The following is a 19,521-nucleotide window of genomic DNA, read 5'->3' as shown; positions in this document are numbered from 1 at the left end:
AGCGGGTTTACCCGCGAACACCGGCGAAGCCGGTGCCATACACCGTGTCGCCTTCTTCGCGGGTGAACCCGCTCCCACAGGGGGCTGCGTTTTGTTTCGAATGACAGTTAAGTCAGGCGATTCAGAACGTACCGGGGAACGCCCCACCATCGATCAACAGGTTCTGCCCGGTGATGTACCCGGCATGCGCACTGCACAAAAACGCGCAGTAAGCACCGAATTCATCGGCACTGCCAAAGCGCGCCGCCGGGATGGCCTTGCGCCGCGCCTGGGCGGTTGCTTGCACATCGCCACCTGCCGCCTTCAAGGTCTTCTGCAGGCGCGCCGTGTCGAACGCCCCAGGCAGCAGGTTATTCAGCGTCACGTTGCTGCCCGCCAGGCGCTGCTGACGGGCCAGGCCGGCGATGAAGCCGGTCAGGCCACTGCGTGCACCATTGGACAAGCCAAGAATATCGATCGGCGCCTTCACCGCGCCGGAGGTGATGTTCACCACTCGGCCGAACCCGCGCTCGGCCATGCCATCGACCACCGCCTTGATCAGCTCGATGGGGGTAAGCATGTTGGCGTCCAGTGCCTTCAGCCAGTCTTCGCGGCCCCAGTCGCGGAAGTCGCCCGGAGGCGGGCCGCCGGCATTGTTGACCAGGATATCCACCTGCGGGCAGGCTGCCAGCAGCGCCTGGCGCACTTCGGCGTCAGCGACATCACCGGCCACGGTGCGCACTTCGATGCCCGGGCAGGCCGCGCGCAACTCGGCGGCAGTCTGCTCCAGGGTGGCCTGGGTGCGGGCATTGATGACCAGGTTGACGCCCTCTTTGCCCAGCGCCTCGGCGCAGCCTTTGCCCAGGCCCTGGCTGGCCGCGCAGACGATGGCCCAGCGGCCGGTAATGCCTAGATCCATTGGGTTGCTCCTTGATGCAATGCAGTTACAGGTCACTGGATCGGCGAAAACGCGGCAGGCATCAACAGCTTCGATTCCATCCGCACCAGCATCGGGAAAGCTACGGGGATGAAGCGCTCCAGCCAGTCCGCATCACGGTACAGGGCCGCGCGGCGCTCGATGCGGTCGTCAAGGCTCTCGTAGGCCCAGATGTGCACCACCTGGTTCAGTTCGCCAATCTCGGTGTACCACCAGCCCACCAGCTTGGCGTAGCGCGAGATCACCGGCAAGCCTTCCTTTTCGAAGTGCTCCAGGTATTGCTTCATCTTGCCGATGTGCAGGGTGTAGGTACGCATTTCATAGAACATGGTCGTGGTTCCGTTAAGGTTCAGAGGTTGCCGTGGTAGGCGTCGGTGATCAGGCGCTCGACATCACGTGCAGTGGTCAGGCGTGGGTTGACCAGCACGTTGCCGCTGCGCATCGAGTCGCTGACCATCTGCGGCAGGAACTCCAGGTCCACACCCAGTTCACGAATGGTGGCGGGGATGCCGATGGCCTGGTTCAGGGCCACCACCGCATCTACCGTGCGCGCTGCAGCCTGCTCCACGCCGAGCCCGGTCACATCGGCGCCAAGGGCAATGGCGATGTCGCGGAAGCGCTCCGGGCAGGCTGGCAGGTTGAACTTGATCACGTAAGGCAGCAGGGCGGCGTTGGCGATGCCATGGGGGATGTTGAACACCCCGCCGAAGGTGTGGGAAATGGCATGCACGTTGCCCAGCTTGGATTGCGAGAACGCCACCCCGGCCAGGAACGAGCCCAGCAGCATCTGCTCGCGGGCCGCCATGTCGGTGCCGACGAAGTAGGTTTTTTCCAGGCTGCCGGCAATCATCCGAATGGCTTGCAGGGCCATGGCCTGGCTGATCGGGTTGGCCTGGCGCGACACATACGACTCGATGGCGTGGGTCAGGGCATCCATGCCGGTGGCGGCGGTGATGGCCGCAGGCAGCTTCAGGGTCAGTGCCGGGTCGAGGATGGCCAGGCGCGGGAACAGCCGCGGGCTGACGATCACCGTCTTGAACAGCGTGCGCTTGTTGGTGAACACGGTCGACGCCGTGCATTCGCTGCCAGTACCCGAGGTGGTCGGGATGGCGAAGATCGGCAGCGGTGGCTGGGTCAGTTTGTCGTAGCCCTCATAGTCGAGGATGTTGCCAGGGTTGGTGGCCATCGCCGCCACGCCCTTGGCGGTGTCGATGCTGCTGCCGCCGCCCACGCCGATCACGGCGGTGCAGTTGCGCTCTTTCAACAGCGCCACGGCAGCATCGAGCACGTCGGTGCTGGGGTTGGCTTCAACGGCGCTGAACAGCTGGTAGTCGATGCCCGCCTGCTCCAGCGAGGCGAAGAAACCGGCCAGGATGCCTGCGTCGATCAGGCCCTGGTCGGTGACCACAAGCAGGGTGCCGTCCACGTACGGCTTGAGCAGCGCACCGGCCTGGTCGGCCAGGCCCGCGCCACATTTGGCAATGGTGGGGAAATGGAACTGGAATTGGCTCATGAGGGGTCCTCAGGCAACTGCGTTGTTCTTGTTGTGCCCACCGTGACGCTGGCGGGCCGTGCCGGGGCAATCTAGAGCGCGGACCAGGGCCGCAGATAATGAAAAGAGCTGATCCGCCAATAACCGCTGCTTATCCCCTGGCTGGGTAATAAGCTGGCGTTATTGGCGGATCAGCTCTTTTCATTACCCGCTCTGCTGGCAGCGCTCCAACAATCGGCCTGCGTAGTTGCTACGCCTCCCGATAATCACAACAACGAGCTCCTGCGATGAAGACCATCCCCTCCCCGGCCGACCTGGCGCTGCCCGCTGCGGCCCCGATGACCACGGTGCGCTGGCGCATCTTCCTGATCCTGTTGCTGCTGACCGCAATCAACTACATCGACCGCGCCTCGCTGTCGGTAGCGCTGCCGCTGATTGCCCCCGAGTTCAACCTGACGCCGGCCATGGAAGGGCTGATGCTCAGTGCATTCTTCTGGTCGTATGCCTTGATGCAGATCCCTGGCGGCATGCTGCTGGACCGCTTCCACACCCGCGGCATCATTGGCGCGGCGACCGTGGCCTGGGGCCTGTTCCAGGCACTGGGTGCGGCCTCGCACAACTGGCTGGTACTGCTGCTGACACGCATCGGCCTGGGTGTAGCCGAATCGCCGATCATGCCCGCTGGGGCCAAGCTCAATGGCGCCTGGCTGACGCCCAACGAACGTGGCCGTGGCGCGGTGCTGGTGGATGGCGGTGCGCCGCTGGGCAGCGCCCTGGGGGCGATCCTGATTTCCGGGCTGATTGCCTGGCTGGGCTCGTGGCGGTTGGCCTTCGTGGTGGCCGGGGTCGGCACCGTGCTGGCCGGCATCCTGGCGTGGAAGTACATCCGCAACCACCCCAGCGAGCACCCGGGGGTGAACGAGGCCGAACTGCGCCACATCACCGAAGGCAACGCCAGCGCCCATGCCGCGGCAGCCAAGGCCAGCCTGCCGCTGCGCGAACTGCTCAAGGACCGTTCGATCTTTGCCATGTTCGCCGGCTACAGCTGCATCCTGGCGGTGTTCTACGGCCTGCTGACCTGGATGCCGAGCTACCTGCACAAGGCGCATGGCCTGAACATCTCGGCCATGGGCGGGGCGACCTTCCTGATCTTCATGTGCGGGTTTGTCGGCGAGTTGATCGGAGGCTGGATCGGTGACCGCTGGCGGGCCAGCGGTGCCTCGCCGAACCTGGTGATGCGCACCATGTTCAGCGGTTCGGCGATGGTGGCGGCGCTGTGCATCCTGGCGGCAGCCTATGTGGGCGAAACCGTCGCGGTGATCAGCTTGCTGTGCGTGGCGATGTTCTTCATCCGCTGGTGCGGGATGTACTGGTGCCTGCCGGCGATCATTGGTGGGCCGTCGCGCACCGGCGTGCTGGGTGGCACCATGAACTTCTGCGGCAACATGGCCGGAGTGCTGGTGCCGATCGTGATCGGGCTGATCGTGCAGTTCACCGGCGATTACTTCTTCGCGCTGATTTTCTTCGTGGTAGCGGCGGTGTTGATTGCGGTGTTTTCCAGCTTGATCGATTACCGCGAGCGGCAGTTCTGAGATCGAGATTGCGAGATTCCTGGGGGCTTTGGCCGCGAACACCGGCAGAGCCGGTGCCATCCACCGCGTCGCCTGCTTCGCGGGTGAACCCGCTCCCACAGGTACAGCGCTGGCTTCGGGCTCACGCTGTACCTGTGGGAGCGGCCGTGGCCGCGAACACCGGCGCAGCCGGTGCCATCCACCGCGTCGCCTGCTTCGCGGGCATGCCCGCTCCCACAGGTACGGCGCAGGCTTTCAGGCTCACGCTGTACCTGTGGGAGCGGCTTCAGCCGCGAACACCGGCGCAGCCGGTGCCATCCACCGCGTCGCCTGCTTCGCGGGCATGCCCGCTCCCACAGGTACGGCGCAGGCTTTCGGGCTTACGCTGTACCTGTGGGAGCGGCCGTGGCCGCGAACACCGGCGCAGCCGGTGCCATCCACCGCGTCGTGTTCTTCGCGGGTAAACCCGCTCCCACAGGGGGCCGCAACAGGGCTCAACCGGCCGTAAGCTCCTCCACCAGCAACCGCGCCGCCGGCGACAGCGGCGCTGCTACCCGGTGCACGATCCCGAACGGCTCGCTCAGTGCCCGCAGCTTCACTGCCAGCGACACCAGCAACCCGCGCTGCTCGGCAAAGGCCGCTACCGCGCTGGGGATCACCGCCACCAGTGTCGGGTCGTCTTCCAGCAACATGAAGGTGGCGAAGGTAGAGAAGGTTTCCACTGGATAACGCGGCACCTCCACCCCCGCCTCGCTCAACTCACGCTCCAGCGCCTGGCGCATGGGCATGTTGGCCGGATAGACAATCCAGCGGTACTGGCTCAGGTCGCCAACTTCCAGCCCCGCCGCCCCGGCCAGCGGGTGCTGCGGGTGCGCGACCACCGCCAGCGGCTCGTGGGCCAGTTCGACAAAGGCATAGTCCGCCGCGTTACGGCCCAGCCCTGGCCGGCAGATGGCCAGGTCCAGGCGACCTTCATCGAGCTGGGCCAGCAGGTTGGCACTGGTGTTCTCGGCAATCTCCACCGCCAGTTGCGGCTGCTTGCTGCGCAAACGCCCGAGGGCGCCGACCAGGGTCGGCATGGCCCCCATGATGCTGCCTACCGCCAGCCGTCCACCCTGGCCCTGGACGATGCCAAGCACCTCTTCCCGCAAATGCCCCAGGTCGCTGTGGATCAACCGCGCATATCGCACCACGCAACGACCTGCGTCATTGGCCACCAGGCCGCTGGGCAGACGCTGGAACAGTGGCACACCCAGCACCTCCTCCACCTCGCGCAAGGCCTTGGTGGCTCCGGGCTGGGAAATTGCCATGGCCTCCGCCGCCTTGTGCAGGGAACCGCAGCGGTCCAGTTCGATGAGCAGGCGTAACTGACGCAGGCGCAGGCGGGAAAAAATGGAGTCCAGGGAGGGAATCATCGGGCAGGCTCGGCATGGTCTTGTAATGCCGAGCACTATAGAGGGTAGTCAGCGGGCGATTGTTGAGTTCGCGGCAAATGACCTTTGCCCCAGAAACATGCCCGCGTTGCCTGTAGGAGCATTCAGCGTGGGTTGCGACGCGACAGGCAGGCATACCCCAGGCCCAGCACGCTGGCCGCCAATAGGCCCAGCAGTACCAACAGCTCGCGGCTGTAGCGCGCTACCCAGGCCGGGAAACCGATGACCTCGCGGGACACCTGTATGTCGGCATTGCCATCGGCGTGACTGATGCTGACCCCGCCCTGGCGGATCTGCGAATAGTCCGCGTCGAAATACACCCATACCTTGCATGTACCACCTGGCTCGATGACAGGGATATCCGCTTGCATGGTGGAGGTTTCCAGGATGGTGTCATTGCCAGCTGCATCACGCACCTGCACCAGGCCCTTCGCCGGCAGGCGGATTTTTACCTGGCGCACCTGCGCATCACCGCTGTTGCGCAGCTCGATGAGCAGACCGGTGCGGTGGTCGACCAACCCGGCCTCGAAGGGCTTGGCGAACAGTTGGGCATACGGCGCCTGGGCCGTTTCGATCAGCCGCTCGACCTGATCGTGGCTCAGCCTGCCCTCGCTGATTGAGTTGATACGCCCCTGCAACTGCTCGTACTTGAGCTGTTCGCTGGCCTTGCTGATGCGCTCGCTGAACTGGCTGGGATAGGTGAGGTAGGCATAGGTCAGCGATGCCTCCAGGCGCGGGTTGCCCCTGAGCACCCCATAGGCGGCCAGCAGGACCACCAGGCCAAGCAGCACGGCTACGAGGAGTTTCCCCACCTTGTCCCAGCTCAATGCGAACTTCCTTCTGTCGTGATACAGGCGATTCAAGCTGGCCAAGGGTGCCAAGTTCATGGTCCCCAGGCAAGCCTGACTAAGGCTCCTGCTCGCCTGCCCGCGCCTGGCGCAACTGTTGCAGCTGGCCATCGATCAATGCCTTGGCCATGCCTGCCAGGTAGTACGTGGCCTGCATCATCGCCTTTCGGTCACCGGGCCGGTCGATGGCCTTGCGGGTGAGTTCGGTAATGCAGCCCATGATGCTCGAGGCCTCCATCAACGCGGTGCGCATCGTCAGCTGAGCGTTCATCTGCACCAGTTCGGTACCGCCGTTGCCAAAACGGCTTGCTGCGCTCACGACATTGAGTTTGCTGTTTTCTTTCGGAGTGTCTTTGTCCATGTCCATGTCCATTCCTCGGGGTTACGAGCGTGCCGAGACTAGGGCGCTGCCTGCCCCGCCACAATAACCTTGGGGGTGGAAAGGCTTACTTTCGGAAATGGACTACAAGAACCCTACAAAGTGGATGCTCCGCCGCCACTCAGGCTCTTGACCGGCAACCGGCAGTGACGGACGATCAATCTCCCCCCCACAAGGATGAACACCATGCTACGGATACTGGGCAGAGCCTCCTCCATCAATGTTCGAAAAGTCCTGTGGGCGTGCGCCGAGTTCGAGGTCGCGTTCGAGCGCGAAGACTGGGGGGCAGGCTTCAAGCCCACGGACAGCGCCGAATTCCTTGCGTTGAACCCCAACGCCATGATCCCGGTGATCCAGGATGGCGACTTCACCCTGTGGGAGTCCAATAGCATCATCCGCTACCTGGCCACGCGCTATGGCGCCACCGCGTTCTACCCGGGTGAGGCACAGGCGCGGGCCAGGATCGACCAGTGGATCGACTGGCAGGCCTCGGACCTCAACCGGTCCTGGAGCTACGCGTTCATGTCGCTGGTCAGGCACTCGCCCGCCCACCAGGACCCACAGGCCCTGGCCGCCGGCTGCGCGGACTGGGCGCGCTACATGCACATTCTTGACCGCCAGCTGACAAACACCAGTGCCTATGTGGCCGGTGGCCAGTTCACCCTGGCCGACATCCCCATTGGCCTGTCGGTCAACCGCTGGTTCGAAACGCCGTTCGAGCACCCGCACCTGCCGGCAGTGCGCGATTATTACGAGCGACTGAGCGAACGCCCGGCCTATCACCTGCATGGCCGTAACGGTACGCCGTGATGGCAACAGGTTAACGACCGGGGCAGGACTGTGGGGCTGCCTTGCAGCCCATCGCGACACAAGGCCGCTCCCACAGGATGGCGCTCGCTTGACTTGTGGGAGCGGCCTTGCGTCGCGAAAGGGGCGCAAAGCGCCCCCAGGATCTCAAGCCATTACACCGCTGCCCGATCCCCTAACACTACCGCCCGCCCACGCCAGGCAAACATCAATACCATCACCAAACCAACCGCCGCCATCGCCGCCCCCGCCAGGGAAACCGCCGAATACCCCAGCCCGGCATTGATCACCGCCCCGCCCAGTGCCGCACCAATCGCGTTACCCAGGTTGAACGCCCCGATGTTCACTGCCGACGCCAGGTTGGGCGCATCCTTGGCCGCCTCCATCACCCGCATCTGCAGCGGTGGCACCAGGGCAAAGCTGGCAACGCCCCACACCAGGATCGCCAGCGCAGTCGGCAGCGACCAGTCCATCACCAGCGGTAACACCAGCAATACCGCAATCAGCACGGCCAGCGCCAGCATCAGGGTACGGTCGATCGAGCGGTCGGCGGCCTTGCCACCCCACACGTTGCCCAGGGTCAGGCCGACACCGAACAACACCAGCATGGCCGTGACGAAGGTGGTGGACGCTGCCGCCTCGCTCTGAAGGATCGGCGCGATGTAGGTGAATACCGTGAACATCGCACTGGAGCCCACCACAGTCAGCAGCAACGCCGCCAGCACCGGCCCGCGGCCCAGCACACGGATTTCGGCCATGGCCCCGCCACCCTTGGGCGACGGCACATTGGGCAGCGCGTACCAGAGGGTGGTCATTGCCACCAGGCCGAGCCCGGCGATGCCCCAGAATGCCGTGCGCCAGCCCAGCATTTCACCGAACCATGTCGCCAGCGGCACACCGCCGATGGTGGCCAGGGTCAACCCCATGAACATGGCGGCCACGGCCCCGGCGCGCTTCTCGGGCGGCACCACGCTGGCCGCGACGATCGAGCCGATGCCGAAGAACGCACCGTGGTTCAGCGAGGTGACCACGCGGGCGACCAGCAGGCTGGCGTAGTCGCTGGCCAGGGCCGACATCAGGTTGCCGAGGGTGAAGATGGCCATCAGCCCAATCAGCAGGTAACGCCGCGGGATCTTCACCGTGGCCAGGGTCATCAACGGTGCACCGATCAGCACACCGATCGCATAGGCACTGACCAACAGCCCGGCTGCGGGGATGGAGACGCCAAGGTCGGTGGCGATGCTGGGCAACATGCCCATGGGGGCGAACTCGGTGACACCGATGCCGAAGGCACCGATGGCGAGTGCGACAAGAGGTGGATTGATACGCATGGCAAGCTCCTTATCTGTGCTGCAAATGCTACGATCCGAAGCTGAGCCGCACTAGACTGCATTTTTGCGAACCACCTTTGCTGAAGAGGCACAAATGGACTTCAGTGGAAGATCCGGGGAGATGGAAATATTCGCCAAGGTGGCGCAGGAGGGCAGCCTGTCCGCTGCCGCCCGGGCGCTGGGCCTGACGCCTTCGGCGGTAAGCCGCATCCTCGCGCGCACCGAACAGCGCCTGGGCACCCGCCTGCTGCTGCGCACCACCCGGGCGATCACCCTCACGCCCGAGGGTGAAGCGTACCTGCGCGGTGCACGGCGGGTGCTGGCCGACCTGCTCGAAGTGGAAGAGGCCATCACCGACCAGGGCGTGCCACGCGGGCGCTTGCGGGTCAGCGCAGCGCTGGGCCATGGTCGCCTGACCGTGGTGCCGTTGCTGGCAGCATTCAGTGCGCGCTACCCGCAGGTGCTGGTCGACCTTACCCTCAGTGACGAAGTGGCCGACATTCTCGGCGGCCAGGCCGATGTGGCACTGCGCTTCGGCCACCTGCCGGACAGTTCGTTGAGCGCCCGTGCCATTGGCGAAACCGGCCAGGTGATCGTCGCTTCGCCTGAGTACCTGGCGCGCTGCGGTACGCCGCTTGTGCCGGAGGACCTGGCTCGGCACAACTGCCTGCGCTTCAACTTCCGCCGCGCCGCGCCCGACTGGCCGTTCTGCCGCGACGGGCAGGGGTTTTCATTGAAGGTGACGGGCAATATCGAATGCAGCAGCGGCGAGGCTCTGGCGCAGTTGGCCAGGCTCGGCGCCGGCGTGGCGCGCATCGGTACCTTTACCGTGGCCGATGACCTGGCCAGCGGGCAGTTGGTGCCGTTGCTGGAGGTGTACAACCCCGGTGATCGCGAGCCGATCCATGCGGTGTTCGTCGGCGGCCCGGCGATGCCCGCGCGGGTGCGGGTGTTCGTGGATTTTCTGGTGGAGCAACTGTCAGGCCGGAGCTGTCGCGCAGAGAACTGAATTCGCAAACGGTACGCGGACCCTGTGGGAGCGGCTTTAGCCGCGAAGAATCCAACACAGTGCCTGGCACCGGCTGCGCCGGTGTTCGCGGCTAAAGCCGCTCCCACAGGGGCCCTGCTAATTCAATGAGTCCTGTGCAGTTCCATGAAAGCGGCATCCGCGAATCAGGCAGTACAATGCCGCATTCTTACGTTAGCCCCGCAAAGGACCACCCATGCTTTACGTCGTCATGCTCGGAGGCCGCCACCCCGGCGCCAAGATCGAAGTCCACGATGTGGTGTTCGCCCTGGCCGACACCTTCGAACAGGCCTACCCGCAGTTGCGCCAGGCCTGGTTCGGCAGCCCGAAAGGTTTGCACATCGATTCGTGGCTGGAAGTGCATGGTGTCGACGGCCAGCGCATCGAACTGCGCCCGCACGCCCCCGCCCCCGGTGCGCTGCGCCTGTACTTCATCAACCTCGGTGGTTATGAACGCGAAGTGTTCGGCGAGGCCCACCGCTACCTGCTGGTCACCGCCCACAGCAAGACCGAGGCCAAGGCCCTGGGCAAGCAACGCATGCAGGCGGACTGGCTGAAGCCGCATACCGATGCCTTGCTGGATGTCGACGATTGCCTGGCGATCGACCAGGTGGCAGGGCAGTTCGTGCACCTGGTCGAAGGGGCGCATGAGCCGCTGATGGTGCGTAGCGACTACATCCTCATCTGATGCCGATAGCGCGTGCTGGTACCGAAGGCTTTCGTCACAGCGCACGGGTACACTTGCCTTCAGCTCATGCTCAGGAGTTGCTTCATGCCCTACCCCATCGAACAGAAACTGGTCATCGGCGTTGCTTCGAGCGCGCTGTTCGACCTCACCGTCTCGGACGACATCTACCAGACCCAGGGCGTCGAGGCGTACCGGCAGCACCAGCAGCAGAACCTGGACGAACCCTTCCCCAAGGGTGTGGCGTTCCCGTTCATTCGCCGCTTCCTGAGCATCAACCAGGCCTTCCCCGAGCAGTTGCCGGTGGAGGTGGTGCTGCTGTCGCGCAACTCGCCGGAAACCGGCCTGCGGGTGTTTCGCTCGATCAGCCACTACCAGCTGGACATCACCCGCGCGGCGTTCATGTCGGGCCGCTCGCCCTACGAGTACATCCCGGCGTTCAATGCCTCGCTGTTCCTCAGCGCCAACGAGGAGGATGTGCAGAAAGCCATCGACGCCGACTACCCGGCCGGGCGGGTGCTGCCGACACGCATCTACGATGACGAGATCGATACCGAACTGCGGGTGGCCTTCGACTTTGACGGGGTGATTGCCGATGACGAGGCCGAGCGCGTGTACAAGCGCGACGACAACCTGAACGAGTTTCAGGAGCATGAGCGTGCGCGCAAAGGCATACCGCATTCGCCGGGCCCGTTGGCGGACCTGTACCGCAAGCTTTCGCTGATTCGCATGCTCGAGGACCGCAAGCTGGCCGAAGACCCGGCGTACAAGCGAATCTTGCGGATTGCCATCGTGACGGCGCGCAATGCCCCTTCGCATGAGCGGGTGGTGACGACGTTGAAGGACTGGGGCGTATCGCCGGACGAGTGTTTCTTTCTGGGCGGGATGGAAAAACCCAGGGTGCTGTCGATATTGAAGCCGCATGTGTTCTTTGATGACCAGCGCAGCCACCTGCAGTCGCCGGCGGGGGACTTGCCGATGGTGCATGTACCGTTCGGGGTGGCGAATCGCGAGCGCTAGGCGACCGGGCTCTGTCTTGCCCGTCAGGTTGCCTCATTGCCTGTAGGAGCAACTGTCTTGGATATCTCTTCAAGCCAGCACTGGCCCTTGTAGGAGCGGCCTTGTGTCGCGATGGGCCGCGCAGCGGCCCCGGCAATCTATGCTGCGAAGCTGAAAACCTGGGGCCGCTTCGCGCCCCATCGCGACACAAGGCCGCTCTACAGGGATTCGCGCCAACTTTTAGAATTTGAGCAAGATAGCTGCTCCCATCCTGCGCCCGCTTTACTCAGCTCGCCCAGCAGGACTGCCGAATAACACTGCAGAAATTCCCCGGCCGGAATGCAGGCTCCTTGTCCGCGATCACATCCGCCTTCACGTTGCCAAACGTGGTCTGCGGCTTGTGCCGGATCCCGTCGTAAAACGCCTGGATGATCGCCTCCTTGAACCGCTCCCCACGCGGGTGCGCCTGGACCACGGCATCCCGTGCGGCAATCCCGAGCCCTTCGTGGTGCAGCCCCAGCACATCGGTTTCCACCCCCGCCGTGACCAGAGCGATCAGCGGGTGCCGTGGCGCAGCCGCTGGCCGAGCGTTACCCGCGGGTGCAGGTGGATGCCGATGCCATTCAGGTGCATGACGGCAACCTGCGTACCGCTGCGGGGGTAACGGCCGGGCTGGACCTGGCGCTGGCCTTGGGTGTTTCAGGGTGATGTGGGGATGACCCCGGCGGCGTGGGTGGAGCTGGCACGGGTGAATGCCGCGCGGGCGCGGCTGGAGGCTGGGCGGGAGGCACCGAAGCAGGTGGCGGCGCTGTGCGGGTTTGCCAATCCGGATACGTTGCGGCGGGCGTTCGTGAAGCATGTGGGGGTTACGCCGGCAGAGTATCGCAAGCGGTTTGGGCGGTCGGGGTGAGGAGACCTTGATAAGCGTGGCGTTCACGCGTTGTGCAACGCCAATCAGCCCCCCAGCGACACAGGTTGTCGTCCTCCTGGCAAAAGCTACCCACACCAAGCCAGGAGGAAAACGAATATGAGAGACCTGTTTGCAGTCATCGGCTTTGCCGTGGTGGTGAAGAAGGGATACGAGTGGTATCGCGAGTACAGCGAGCTCAAACGCGAAAAAGCGCAACGGCAGTGAGCCCGCAAAGCCCGCGCAATACCAAGGCGATAAAAATTGGCGCGCAAAAGCGCCATTAAACCGCCATTACCACTAGCATATGGCCACCATTCACCGGTACGATCCGCACAGCTAGAAGTCGTGCCGGGCAGCCGGTGATCCAGAACAAGGTCGTTTTCATGTCACAAGCGAAGGACACGCTGCTCAGACTGTTTGCCTTGCTCCGTCTTATCCCGACAGAGCCGCAGCGCATTGCCACCCCCACGTTGCTGGAGAAACTTCGCGATCGCGGATTTTCGGTCACGCTGCGGTCCATTCAACGCGACCTGAATCGGTTGTCCATCCCCTTCTCCCTTGTGTGCGACGACAGCGAGATGCCTTTTCGCTGGAGCTTCACCCGTAACGCGCCCTTGCAACTGCAAGACATGGATGCACCTACGGCATTGGCGCTTTACCTGTCCGAAAACCATCTGCATGCCTTGTTGCCGCAAACAGTCCTGGACCAACTGGGCCCGCAGTTCCGCCGCGCCCGTAACTACCTGCATGGCGTAGGCACCAATAGCCTGGCCGATTGGGCGCGGCGCGTTCGTGCATTGCCCAACGGTAAAACCTTGATCCCGGCTGCGGTGTTGCCTGAAGTATGGGCACAGGTATCCAGCGCTTTGCTCGAGCGTCGGCAATTGCAGGTGAGCTATCGAAGCCGCAGCAAAGATGCCATCAAGCAATTTCGCCTGCATCCGGCCGGGCTGGTATCGCGCCATGCCATCAGCTACCTGGTTGCGACGGTTGATGACTACAGTGACCTGCGCCAGTTTGCATTGCATCGCATCCAGCAAATCGAAGTGCTCGGCGAAGCTGCCGAGTTGCACAGCAGCTTCGATGTCGATGACTACATCGCCAGCGGCGTATTCAACCTGCGCCAGTCCGACGCCCATGTAGAACTGATCGCCGATGTTCATCCGCAGATCGCCACCTTGTTGCACGAGACGCCCCTCAGCCACCAACAGGAATTGACAGACCTGCCTTCAGAGGACTGGAAGCGATTGCGTGCCACGGTACCACTGGACCGGGAGACGCTTTGGTGGATATTCGCGCTCAACGACAACATCCGCCTACATGCCCCACAGGTCTGGGTCGACGAGATCCGCCAGCGTTTGCGCTCGATGCAAGCGTTCTACCTGGAAGCTTGCCCCGCCTGACCTCAACCCTGCAGTACGTTGTGCCGATTTTCCGCTGCCTCCGCTCAATGTGAGCGCGAAAGCAAACCTAGACAGATATCGATATTCACCAAAAGGACATTGCCATGCCGCTTCCTCTAATCCTCGGCGCCGCCGCTCTGGTTACAGCTGCTTACGGAGCCAAGAAAGGCTACGACGGATACCAACGTCATTCGGAAGCCGACGAAATTGTCAAAGGCGCCCAAGAACGCTACGAGGCGAAGAAGGAAATCTTTGACGAGCAGGAAACCAAAACAACTTCCGCTCTCGAAGCTTTGGGGAAAAAGGAACTGGAGATCGGCCAGAGCTTTGCTGAATTCAAGGTACTGGCCGACAAACTGCTGGACCAGATGAACGCTGGCCGCCAGCACAAACTGGAAGTCAACATTCCCAAGCACAACCTGCAGAAGGTCGACAGCTACAGCTTCACTGCTGTTGGCGTGCTGGGTACCGTAGCAAGTGCAGGTACTGCAGGCGCTGCGGCGGGCTTCGCCGTCTATGGCGGGGTAATGGCCCTGGGTGCGGCTTCGACCGGCACCGCCATTTCGTCGCTGGCTGGTGTTGCTGCTACCAACGCCACCCTGGCGGCAATCGGTGGCGGCTCTCTGGCTACTGGTGGCCTGGGCATGGCAGGCGGTACCGCAATTCTGGGCGCCGCAGTGGCCGCCCCGGTTCTGGCGATTGCTGGCTGGGCTTACAACAGCCACGGCGAGGAAGCGCTGAAAAACGCCCGCAAAGCCGACCAGGACGTTACAGCGGCAGTCGGCAAGCTTGCCCGCGCCACCGAAATGCTCGGTGAAACAGAACACTACACCCGCAAGATCCGTCGTTCGCTGATGTCCATCTACGCCCAGTTCAATCAGTATTTCGACAGCCTGAAGGACATCGACAGCTTCCTGCAGGACCTCAAAGGCCGCAACGTCGATGCCAAGGCGGAACTGGCCAAGCACAACGAGTCGATCGTGCGCACCATCGAAAACGGCTACGCCCTGGCGGCCATTCTGGTGAACGTCATCACCACCCCGATCTTCAAGCTCAAGAAGGTCAACGGTCAGGTCGCCAAGGACAAAGATGGCGTTCCGACCATGGAACTGGACAACGACGGTTCGATGATCCTGAACGAGAGCGAACTCGACAAAGTGATGGTCAGCGCCAGCACTGAAGCAGAAAAGGTCGAAGCAGCCTGATGCCGTCCCGGGGAAGGCTCGCCTTCCCCTCCTCCCCCTTTTCGATTTTCATGGATCCGAACATGCACGCCGCAGCGCGAGACTATCCCTGGGCTGAAGAGCTCGAGAAAACCGTAGTCACCAGCCTGGCCACCAGTTTTGGCCTGGACTTTCTTTTGTTCCAGGACAAACACGGCGGCGAGGTGGACACCATCCACAATGCACGCAATGGCGTTTGGGCAACGGAGCAGGAAAAGCAACGCTTTGAAAAGCGCGGCGACTACAACCCGGATCCGTACCATCAGCACGAAAACTACATCGAGACAGGGCGCAGGGACAAAGCCACCCACCTGGCTGGCGAACTTCACGACCCTTACCGCAACACCACGTTGACTGCAGCCCAGAAGCGCAACCTTGATCACGTTATCAGTGCCAAGGAAATTCATGACGATGCCGGCCGCGTGCTGGCCGGGCTAGACGGTGTCGAGCTGGCGAACCAAAGCAGCAACCTGCAAACGACCCACGAGAGCATCAACAAGTCGAAAGGCCAGACGCCTATCAACGACTACCTCCGCGATTTGCCCGAGCTGATCGGCAGAAGCGAAACCAAACTGGCAAAGGACCGAGCACGCCTGGCTACCTTGCCGCGTGACACCCCCGAGCAACAGCACAACGCACGCGTGCTGGAAGATCAGATTCGCAAAGACGAAAACAAGATCGAAACGTTGAAGGCCATCGACCCCGATGAGATGCGTAAACGGGACGAGGCTGCCCGGGCGCCCTACAACGAACAGATCAACCGCGCCTACTACACCAGCAGCAAGTTCTGGAAGCAGAGCGCTTGCGCGTCGCTGGATGCAGGCCTGAAAATGGGTGCCCGCCAGATGCTTGGCCTGGTGCTGGCCGAAGTGTGGTTCGAATTGCGCGGGCAGGTGCCGGCGCTGCTTGAAAAACTCAAGCACAAGTTCGACTTCGAAACCTTCATCGACAGCGTCAACAGCACCTTGAAAGGCATCTGGACGCGCGTGCAAAAACGCTTCACGGACTTTCTCATCGGTTTCAAGGATGGTGTTTTCGCTGGCGTCATGGCCAGCGCGACCACCACGCTGTTCAATGTGTTCGCCACGACCAAGGTCATGGCAGTCAAGATCATCCGCGAGGTCTGGGGCCAGTTGGTCAAGGCCATCAAACTGATGATCTTCAACCCCGAACAACTGGGCTTCGTCGACCTCTGCAAGGCCGTTACCAGCTTGATGTCCCTCGGCGCCGCCACTGTGGTGGGCACCATGGTGCATGCCCAACTGCTGCCACTGTGCAGCTTCCCGTTCGGCGGTGAACTGGTGGCGTTTGCCAGCGCACTGGTCACCGGCGTGGTCACCCTGGGCCTGAACTACTTCCTGCTGCACAGCCCAGTGGCCCACAAGCTTTGGGCCTTCATCGAGTCGATCATGCCCCACGCCGGCGTGGTCAAGCACTTCGAGTCGGTAAACGCAGAGCTGGACCGTTACCTGACCGAGCTGGGCAAGCTTGAGTTCAACCTGGATGCTGATGAACTTGAAGCGTTTTCGCTGACACTGATAGCGTGCAACGATGAACTGCAGCGCGGCATGGTGCTGAAAGCAGAGGTCGCCAAGCGCAACATCGAGCTGCCGTTTGAAATGGGCAACAGTGCGAGCACTCGCGACTGGCTGGCCTCGCTGGTGTAAGGATGCAGCCGTTTCCGTGTAACCAGTGCGGCCTGTGCTGCCGAAACGTTCACCTGGCCGAGGAAACGCGCTTCCTCGACCGGGGGGACGGCACCTGTCGACATCATGACATGCCCGGCAGGCGCTGCACGATCTACAACGACAGGCCCGATATATGCCGGGTGGATCGGCAATATGAGCTGCACTACGCCAACCGGTATGGCTGGGATGAGTTTGTGAAGCTGAATGTTCAGGTATGCGAGGTGTTGCAAGAGCAGTCGCCACAAGGCTAGATCTGCTGCCTACGCCATCCGCCAATCATCGCCCGGCATGATGCGTCGCATGAACTCATCGAAGAGCGGTACCGTGAACGCCGTATCACCGTGGTTCGGGCTATAGATCATCCCTTTATCGATCAATGCACTACGCAACGGCGCGAGCGTGGAAACCTTCCGCTCCAGGCGCGCCGCAATATCCCCAGAGCGATGCGGACCAGCACCCAGATCCGCCATGCCACGCAGGTACTTCTTTTCCGCAAGCGTCAGGCGGTCAAAGCGCACCCGGAAGAAGCTCTCATCCAGTGTGGCAATCGCCTGCTCTGAAGCGGTCTCGACATCGGCGCTGGTGATGGGGCTCTGCGAGGCTACATCCCATGAATGCTTGCCCCACTCCTGCAGGAAGTAGGGATAGCCCTGTGAATGTGCCAGCACACTTCCCAGCGCCGCCTCTTCGAATTCCACGCCTTCATCTTCTGCAGGCCGTACTACCGCAAACCTTGCGGCCTCAGGAGCAAGCGGGCCGATCTCAGGGAAATCGAACAGTCGCTCCGCATAGGATTTCGCGTTACCACAACGGCCGCGCAATTGAGGCAGGCCAGCCCCAACCAGCGTGACAGGTAACTGGCCCTGGGCACAGCGATGCAAGGCTGTAATCAACGCGGCCAACTGATCTTCGGCAACGTACTGCAACTCGTCGATGAACATCACCAGCGCCGTGTCGGCGCGCTGTGCGGCCTTGCCGGCCTCCTCCAGCAAGGTCGCCAGGTCGCCTTCCAGGTCACCGTTATCAGCCAGGCCAGGTTCCGGCTCCAGGTCCAGGCCTACTTCTATGTCCGCGTAGGCAACCTTCAACGACTTTGCAAAACCGGCAAGGGCTCGCAACCCCCGTTGAGCCAGGTCCCGAGCCGCTTCCACCCGGCTCAGGCGAAGCAGCGCCAAGCGCAGTTGAGGCGCCAACAGTGCGGGTAGCGAACGGTTTTCCGGCGCCTCCATGCGTATGGCATGAACGCCCTCGGCCTCGGCTTCAATGCGCATTTTTTCGAGCAGTACAGTCTTGCCCACGCCGCGCAAGCCGACCATCAGCACGCTCTTCGCCGCCCGGCCCCGGCGAATGCGGGCGATTGCGATGCTTACTTGCTTGAGCAATGCGTCGCGACCAGCCAATGCCGGCGGCGGCGCGCCTGCTCCCGGGGAATAGGGATTAGCGATCGGGTCCATGACTTATACCGAGATTAAGAAAGTTATCGAATTTAGATAACTTAACTAATTTCACTTGATTCGGCAACGCAATGCAAGAGGGTGCACCCGAACCAGATTACCTGCGCACAGCGCATCGCTCACATCGCCCACTCTCTGATGGCGAGTTCTACTGGTGTTCTGGGGAGATACTCTTGCTCAAGGCGCCCACAGGAACCGTGCGCATTCTGACTCCAGACTATACCTGTGGGAGCGGGCAAGCCCGCGAAGGGCCGCAAAACAGCCCCAATTTACTTAACTGACCGGAACCCGCAGTAAGCCAAGACAAGTGCCAGCATCGCCCGCGAGCGGGCTTCGATCTGCTTCTTCACCACTGCGGCGTGTCGGGACGAAAAGCCGTCAATTTGCAGCTGTGCCGCGCTCTTGAAGAAGCCTGCGGGCCTCACGCGCCAGCCTGTCAAGACGGTCGACCAGCTCGACCATCACCTCCAGGGTGTCGGCCTCATCATCTCGTTCGTGATCCTTTCTCACCGCGGCAATGCACTCGCGCATGGCGGGCGACCAGCGCTCCTCGGCCTCTTCGCCCAAGGCAATAAGGGTGTTGATGCCACGCCGCGCGCCCGAAGTAATGTCCTGAGCCTCGGTGGCAAGCCCCGACGACGGCTCCGCTCGCACTTCCGGCTCATAGGCACTGTCCTCGACAGCGGCTTCCACCTCTGCCTCATCAGCCGAACAGGCGGCCTTGACCAACGCATCGGTCAGCTCGCGAATGTCATCACTGAGAAACTGCACGGTAGCCAGGTGCGTATTGCGACGCGGTGCCTGCGGCAGGAAGAACTGCACCTGCTCACCCTCCCCCAGCACCGCGTCGCTCCATTCACGCAAGGTCTGCCCGTAGCTGAAGCGGGGGTAGTTGACCCGCGGATAAAGGCGCTCGATGACCTCATCGCTGAGCGAGCCAGGGTCAACCATCACCCCGTATTTGTGCAGCAGGTCGAAGGCGACTTTGTAACGCGGGGCCAGAAGTTTGCGGTTGATACCCTGGTGGAATGGCGCGGACAGCGTGCGCATTGCGTTGTTCAGGGTGCGGTTATCCAGCACCCCGACGAGCTCACCCAATGTATCGGCGTCACTGGCGCCTTCTGGTACGACCCAATCGGCCATCAAGGCGCGTGCTTCGTCCAGCGCCTGAGTGATCGTTTTTACAGCGTGCGGCATGGGAAATCCCTTTTATCGAAGCGTCCATGCACAGGGCCTGGAACACTGCATGATATCTTTTTGATATTGCAACGCAGAGTGCCAATTTATGCTGGCTTCGGCAAGCGTACGCATGGGCTGCGACAGCAGCATTGCCAACGCTGAAGGGCTATCCTGCC

At 62.5% G+C, this 19,521-nt stretch carries 20 protein-coding genes and 1 pseudogene; 11 read left to right on the top strand and 10 right to left on the bottom strand.

Annotated features, from left to right (window positions below):
• Positions 1-121: 121 nt before the first annotated feature.
• Genes R9B85_RS22515 through R9B85_RS22505 form a run of 3 tightly spaced genes read right to left on the bottom strand, consistent with a single transcriptional unit; the run spans position 122 to position 2,429 of the window.
• Positions 122-898 (bottom strand): SDR family oxidoreductase, encoded by a 777-nt coding sequence (locus R9B85_RS22515; protein ID WP_112252257.1) that lies wholly within the window; start codon positions 896-898, stop codon positions 122-124.
• A 32-nt stretch (positions 899-930) separates the two neighbouring features.
• Positions 931-1,245, bottom strand: a complete 315-nt coding sequence (locus tag R9B85_RS22510) for an NIPSNAP family protein (RefSeq protein ID WP_013972037.1) — start codon at positions 1,243-1,245, stop codon at positions 931-933.
• 20 nt (positions 1,246-1,265) lie between these two features.
• A complete protein-coding gene (locus R9B85_RS22505) occupies positions 1,266-2,429 on the bottom strand; it encodes an iron-containing alcohol dehydrogenase (RefSeq protein WP_313854041.1) in 1,164 nt (387 codons plus the stop codon).
• A 266-nt stretch (positions 2,430-2,695) separates the two neighbouring features.
• Between R9B85_RS22505 and R9B85_RS22500 the strand changes: the two genes are divergently transcribed.
• The gene (locus R9B85_RS22500) at positions 2,696-4,000 is read left to right on the top strand and encodes an MFS transporter (RefSeq protein WP_375149208.1); all 1,305 of its coding nucleotides are present in this window, start codon (positions 2,696-2,698) and stop codon (positions 3,998-4,000) included.
• A 473-nt stretch (positions 4,001-4,473) separates the two neighbouring features.
• Here R9B85_RS22500 and R9B85_RS22495 read toward each other — a convergent pair whose 3' ends face one another.
• The 3 genes from R9B85_RS22495 to R9B85_RS22485 form a co-directional block, all read right to left on the bottom strand.
• Positions 4,474-5,394 (bottom strand): LysR family transcriptional regulator, encoded by a 921-nt coding sequence (locus R9B85_RS22495; protein WP_423770585.1) that lies wholly within the window; start codon positions 5,392-5,394, stop codon positions 4,474-4,476.
• A gap of 122 nt (positions 5,395-5,516) precedes the next feature.
• Positions 5,517-6,239, bottom strand: coding sequence for a hypothetical protein (locus tag R9B85_RS22490; RefSeq protein WP_112252262.1), 723 nt, complete (start codon positions 6,237-6,239; stop codon positions 5,517-5,519).
• A gap of 79 nt (positions 6,240-6,318) precedes the next feature.
• A complete protein-coding gene (locus R9B85_RS22485) occupies positions 6,319-6,621 on the bottom strand; it encodes a DUF3077 domain-containing protein (protein ID WP_207879503.1) in 303 nt (100 codons plus the stop codon).
• Positions 6,622-6,825: 204 nt separating this feature from the next.
• Between R9B85_RS22485 and R9B85_RS22480 the strand changes: the two genes are divergently transcribed.
• Positions 6,826-7,449 carry a glutathione S-transferase family protein gene (locus R9B85_RS22480; protein WP_423770584.1) on the top strand — a complete coding sequence of 208 codons (624 nt, stop codon included), beginning with the start codon at positions 6,826-6,828 and terminating at the stop codon, positions 7,447-7,449.
• A 152-nt stretch (positions 7,450-7,601) separates the two neighbouring features.
• Here the strand turns inward: R9B85_RS22480 and R9B85_RS22475 are convergent, their stop codons facing one another.
• On the bottom strand, positions 7,602-8,777 hold the full coding sequence (locus R9B85_RS22475) for an MFS transporter (RefSeq protein WP_207879499.1): 1,176 nt from the start codon (positions 8,775-8,777) through the stop codon (positions 7,602-7,604).
• A 94-nt stretch (positions 8,778-8,871) separates the two neighbouring features.
• Here R9B85_RS22475 and R9B85_RS22470 point away from each other — a divergent pair, with 94 nt between their 5' ends.
• From R9B85_RS22470 to R9B85_RS22460, 3 genes are all read left to right on the top strand, one after another.
• Positions 8,872-9,786 carry a LysR family transcriptional regulator gene (locus R9B85_RS22470; RefSeq protein WP_112252266.1) on the top strand — a complete coding sequence of 305 codons (915 nt, stop codon included), beginning with the start codon at positions 8,872-8,874 and terminating at the stop codon, positions 9,784-9,786.
• 214 nt (positions 9,787-10,000) lie between these two features.
• Complete coding sequence (locus R9B85_RS22465; RefSeq protein ID WP_013972028.1) at positions 10,001-10,492, top strand: DUF1543 domain-containing protein; 492 nt, start codon at positions 10,001-10,003, stop codon at positions 10,490-10,492.
• Positions 10,493-10,576: 84 nt separating this feature from the next.
• The gene (locus R9B85_RS22460) at positions 10,577-11,509 is read left to right on the top strand and encodes a 5'-nucleotidase (RefSeq protein WP_112252267.1); all 933 of its coding nucleotides are present in this window, start codon (positions 10,577-10,579) and stop codon (positions 11,507-11,509) included.
• Positions 11,510-11,774: 265 nt separating this feature from the next.
• On the opposite strand, the pseudogene R9B85_RS22455 reads toward R9B85_RS22460, so the two are convergent.
• Positions 11,775-12,059 (bottom strand): annotated as a pseudogene (locus R9B85_RS22455) (phosphohydrolase); the annotation flags it as partial.
• On the opposite strand from R9B85_RS22455, the gene R9B85_RS22450 reads away from it, so the two are divergent.
• The 6 genes from R9B85_RS22450 (at position 12,056) to R9B85_RS22425 (ending at position 16,963) form a co-directional block, all read left to right on the top strand.
• Complete coding sequence (locus tag R9B85_RS22450; RefSeq protein WP_243432443.1) at positions 12,056-12,196, top strand: hypothetical protein; 141 nt, start codon at positions 12,056-12,058, stop codon at positions 12,194-12,196. The pseudogene R9B85_RS22455 and the gene R9B85_RS22450 overlap by 4 nt on opposite strands.
• A 7-nt stretch (positions 12,197-12,203) precedes the next feature.
• Positions 12,204-12,398 (top strand): helix-turn-helix domain-containing protein, encoded by a 195-nt coding sequence (locus R9B85_RS22445; RefSeq protein WP_243432442.1) that lies wholly within the window; start codon positions 12,204-12,206, stop codon positions 12,396-12,398.
• 383 nt (positions 12,399-12,781) lie between these two features.
• Complete coding sequence (locus R9B85_RS22440; RefSeq protein WP_112252283.1) at positions 12,782-13,801, top strand: helix-turn-helix transcriptional regulator; 1,020 nt, start codon at positions 12,782-12,784, stop codon at positions 13,799-13,801.
• 104 nt (positions 13,802-13,905) lie between these two features.
• The gene (locus R9B85_RS22435; protein ID WP_112252268.1) at positions 13,906-15,006 is read left to right on the top strand and encodes a chemotaxis protein; all 1,101 of its coding nucleotides are present in this window, start codon (positions 13,906-13,908) and stop codon (positions 15,004-15,006) included.
• A 62-nt stretch (positions 15,007-15,068) separates the two neighbouring features.
• Positions 15,069-16,691, top strand: a complete 1,623-nt coding sequence (locus R9B85_RS22430) for a hypothetical protein (RefSeq protein ID WP_112252269.1) — start codon at positions 15,069-15,071, stop codon at positions 16,689-16,691.
• A 2-nt stretch (positions 16,692-16,693) separates the two neighbouring features.
• Positions 16,694-16,963, top strand: a complete 270-nt coding sequence (locus R9B85_RS22425; protein WP_353844723.1) for a YkgJ family cysteine cluster protein — start codon at positions 16,694-16,696, stop codon at positions 16,961-16,963.
• A gap of 9 nt (positions 16,964-16,972) precedes the next feature.
• Here the strand turns inward: R9B85_RS22425 and R9B85_RS22420 are convergent, their stop codons facing one another.
• Positions 16,973-18,166 (bottom strand): ATP-binding protein, encoded by a 1,194-nt coding sequence (locus R9B85_RS22420; protein WP_207879497.1) that lies wholly within the window; start codon positions 18,164-18,166, stop codon positions 16,973-16,975.
• Positions 18,167-18,544: 378 nt separating this feature from the next.
• Complete coding sequence (locus R9B85_RS22415; protein ID WP_252192252.1) at positions 18,545-19,363, bottom strand: hypothetical protein; 819 nt, start codon at positions 19,361-19,363, stop codon at positions 18,545-18,547.
• Positions 19,364-19,521 lie beyond the last annotated feature (158 nt).

Origin of the sequence: Pseudomonas sp. NLJ1, from assembly GCF_049486705.1 — a bacterium.
In the GTDB taxonomy this organism is placed as follows: Bacteria; Pseudomonadota; Gammaproteobacteria; order Pseudomonadales; family Pseudomonadaceae; genus Aquipseudomonas; species Aquipseudomonas inefficax.
The sequence above is the reverse complement of the archived record's forward strand: the minus strand, read 5'-3'. Positions and strand labels throughout refer to the sequence as shown.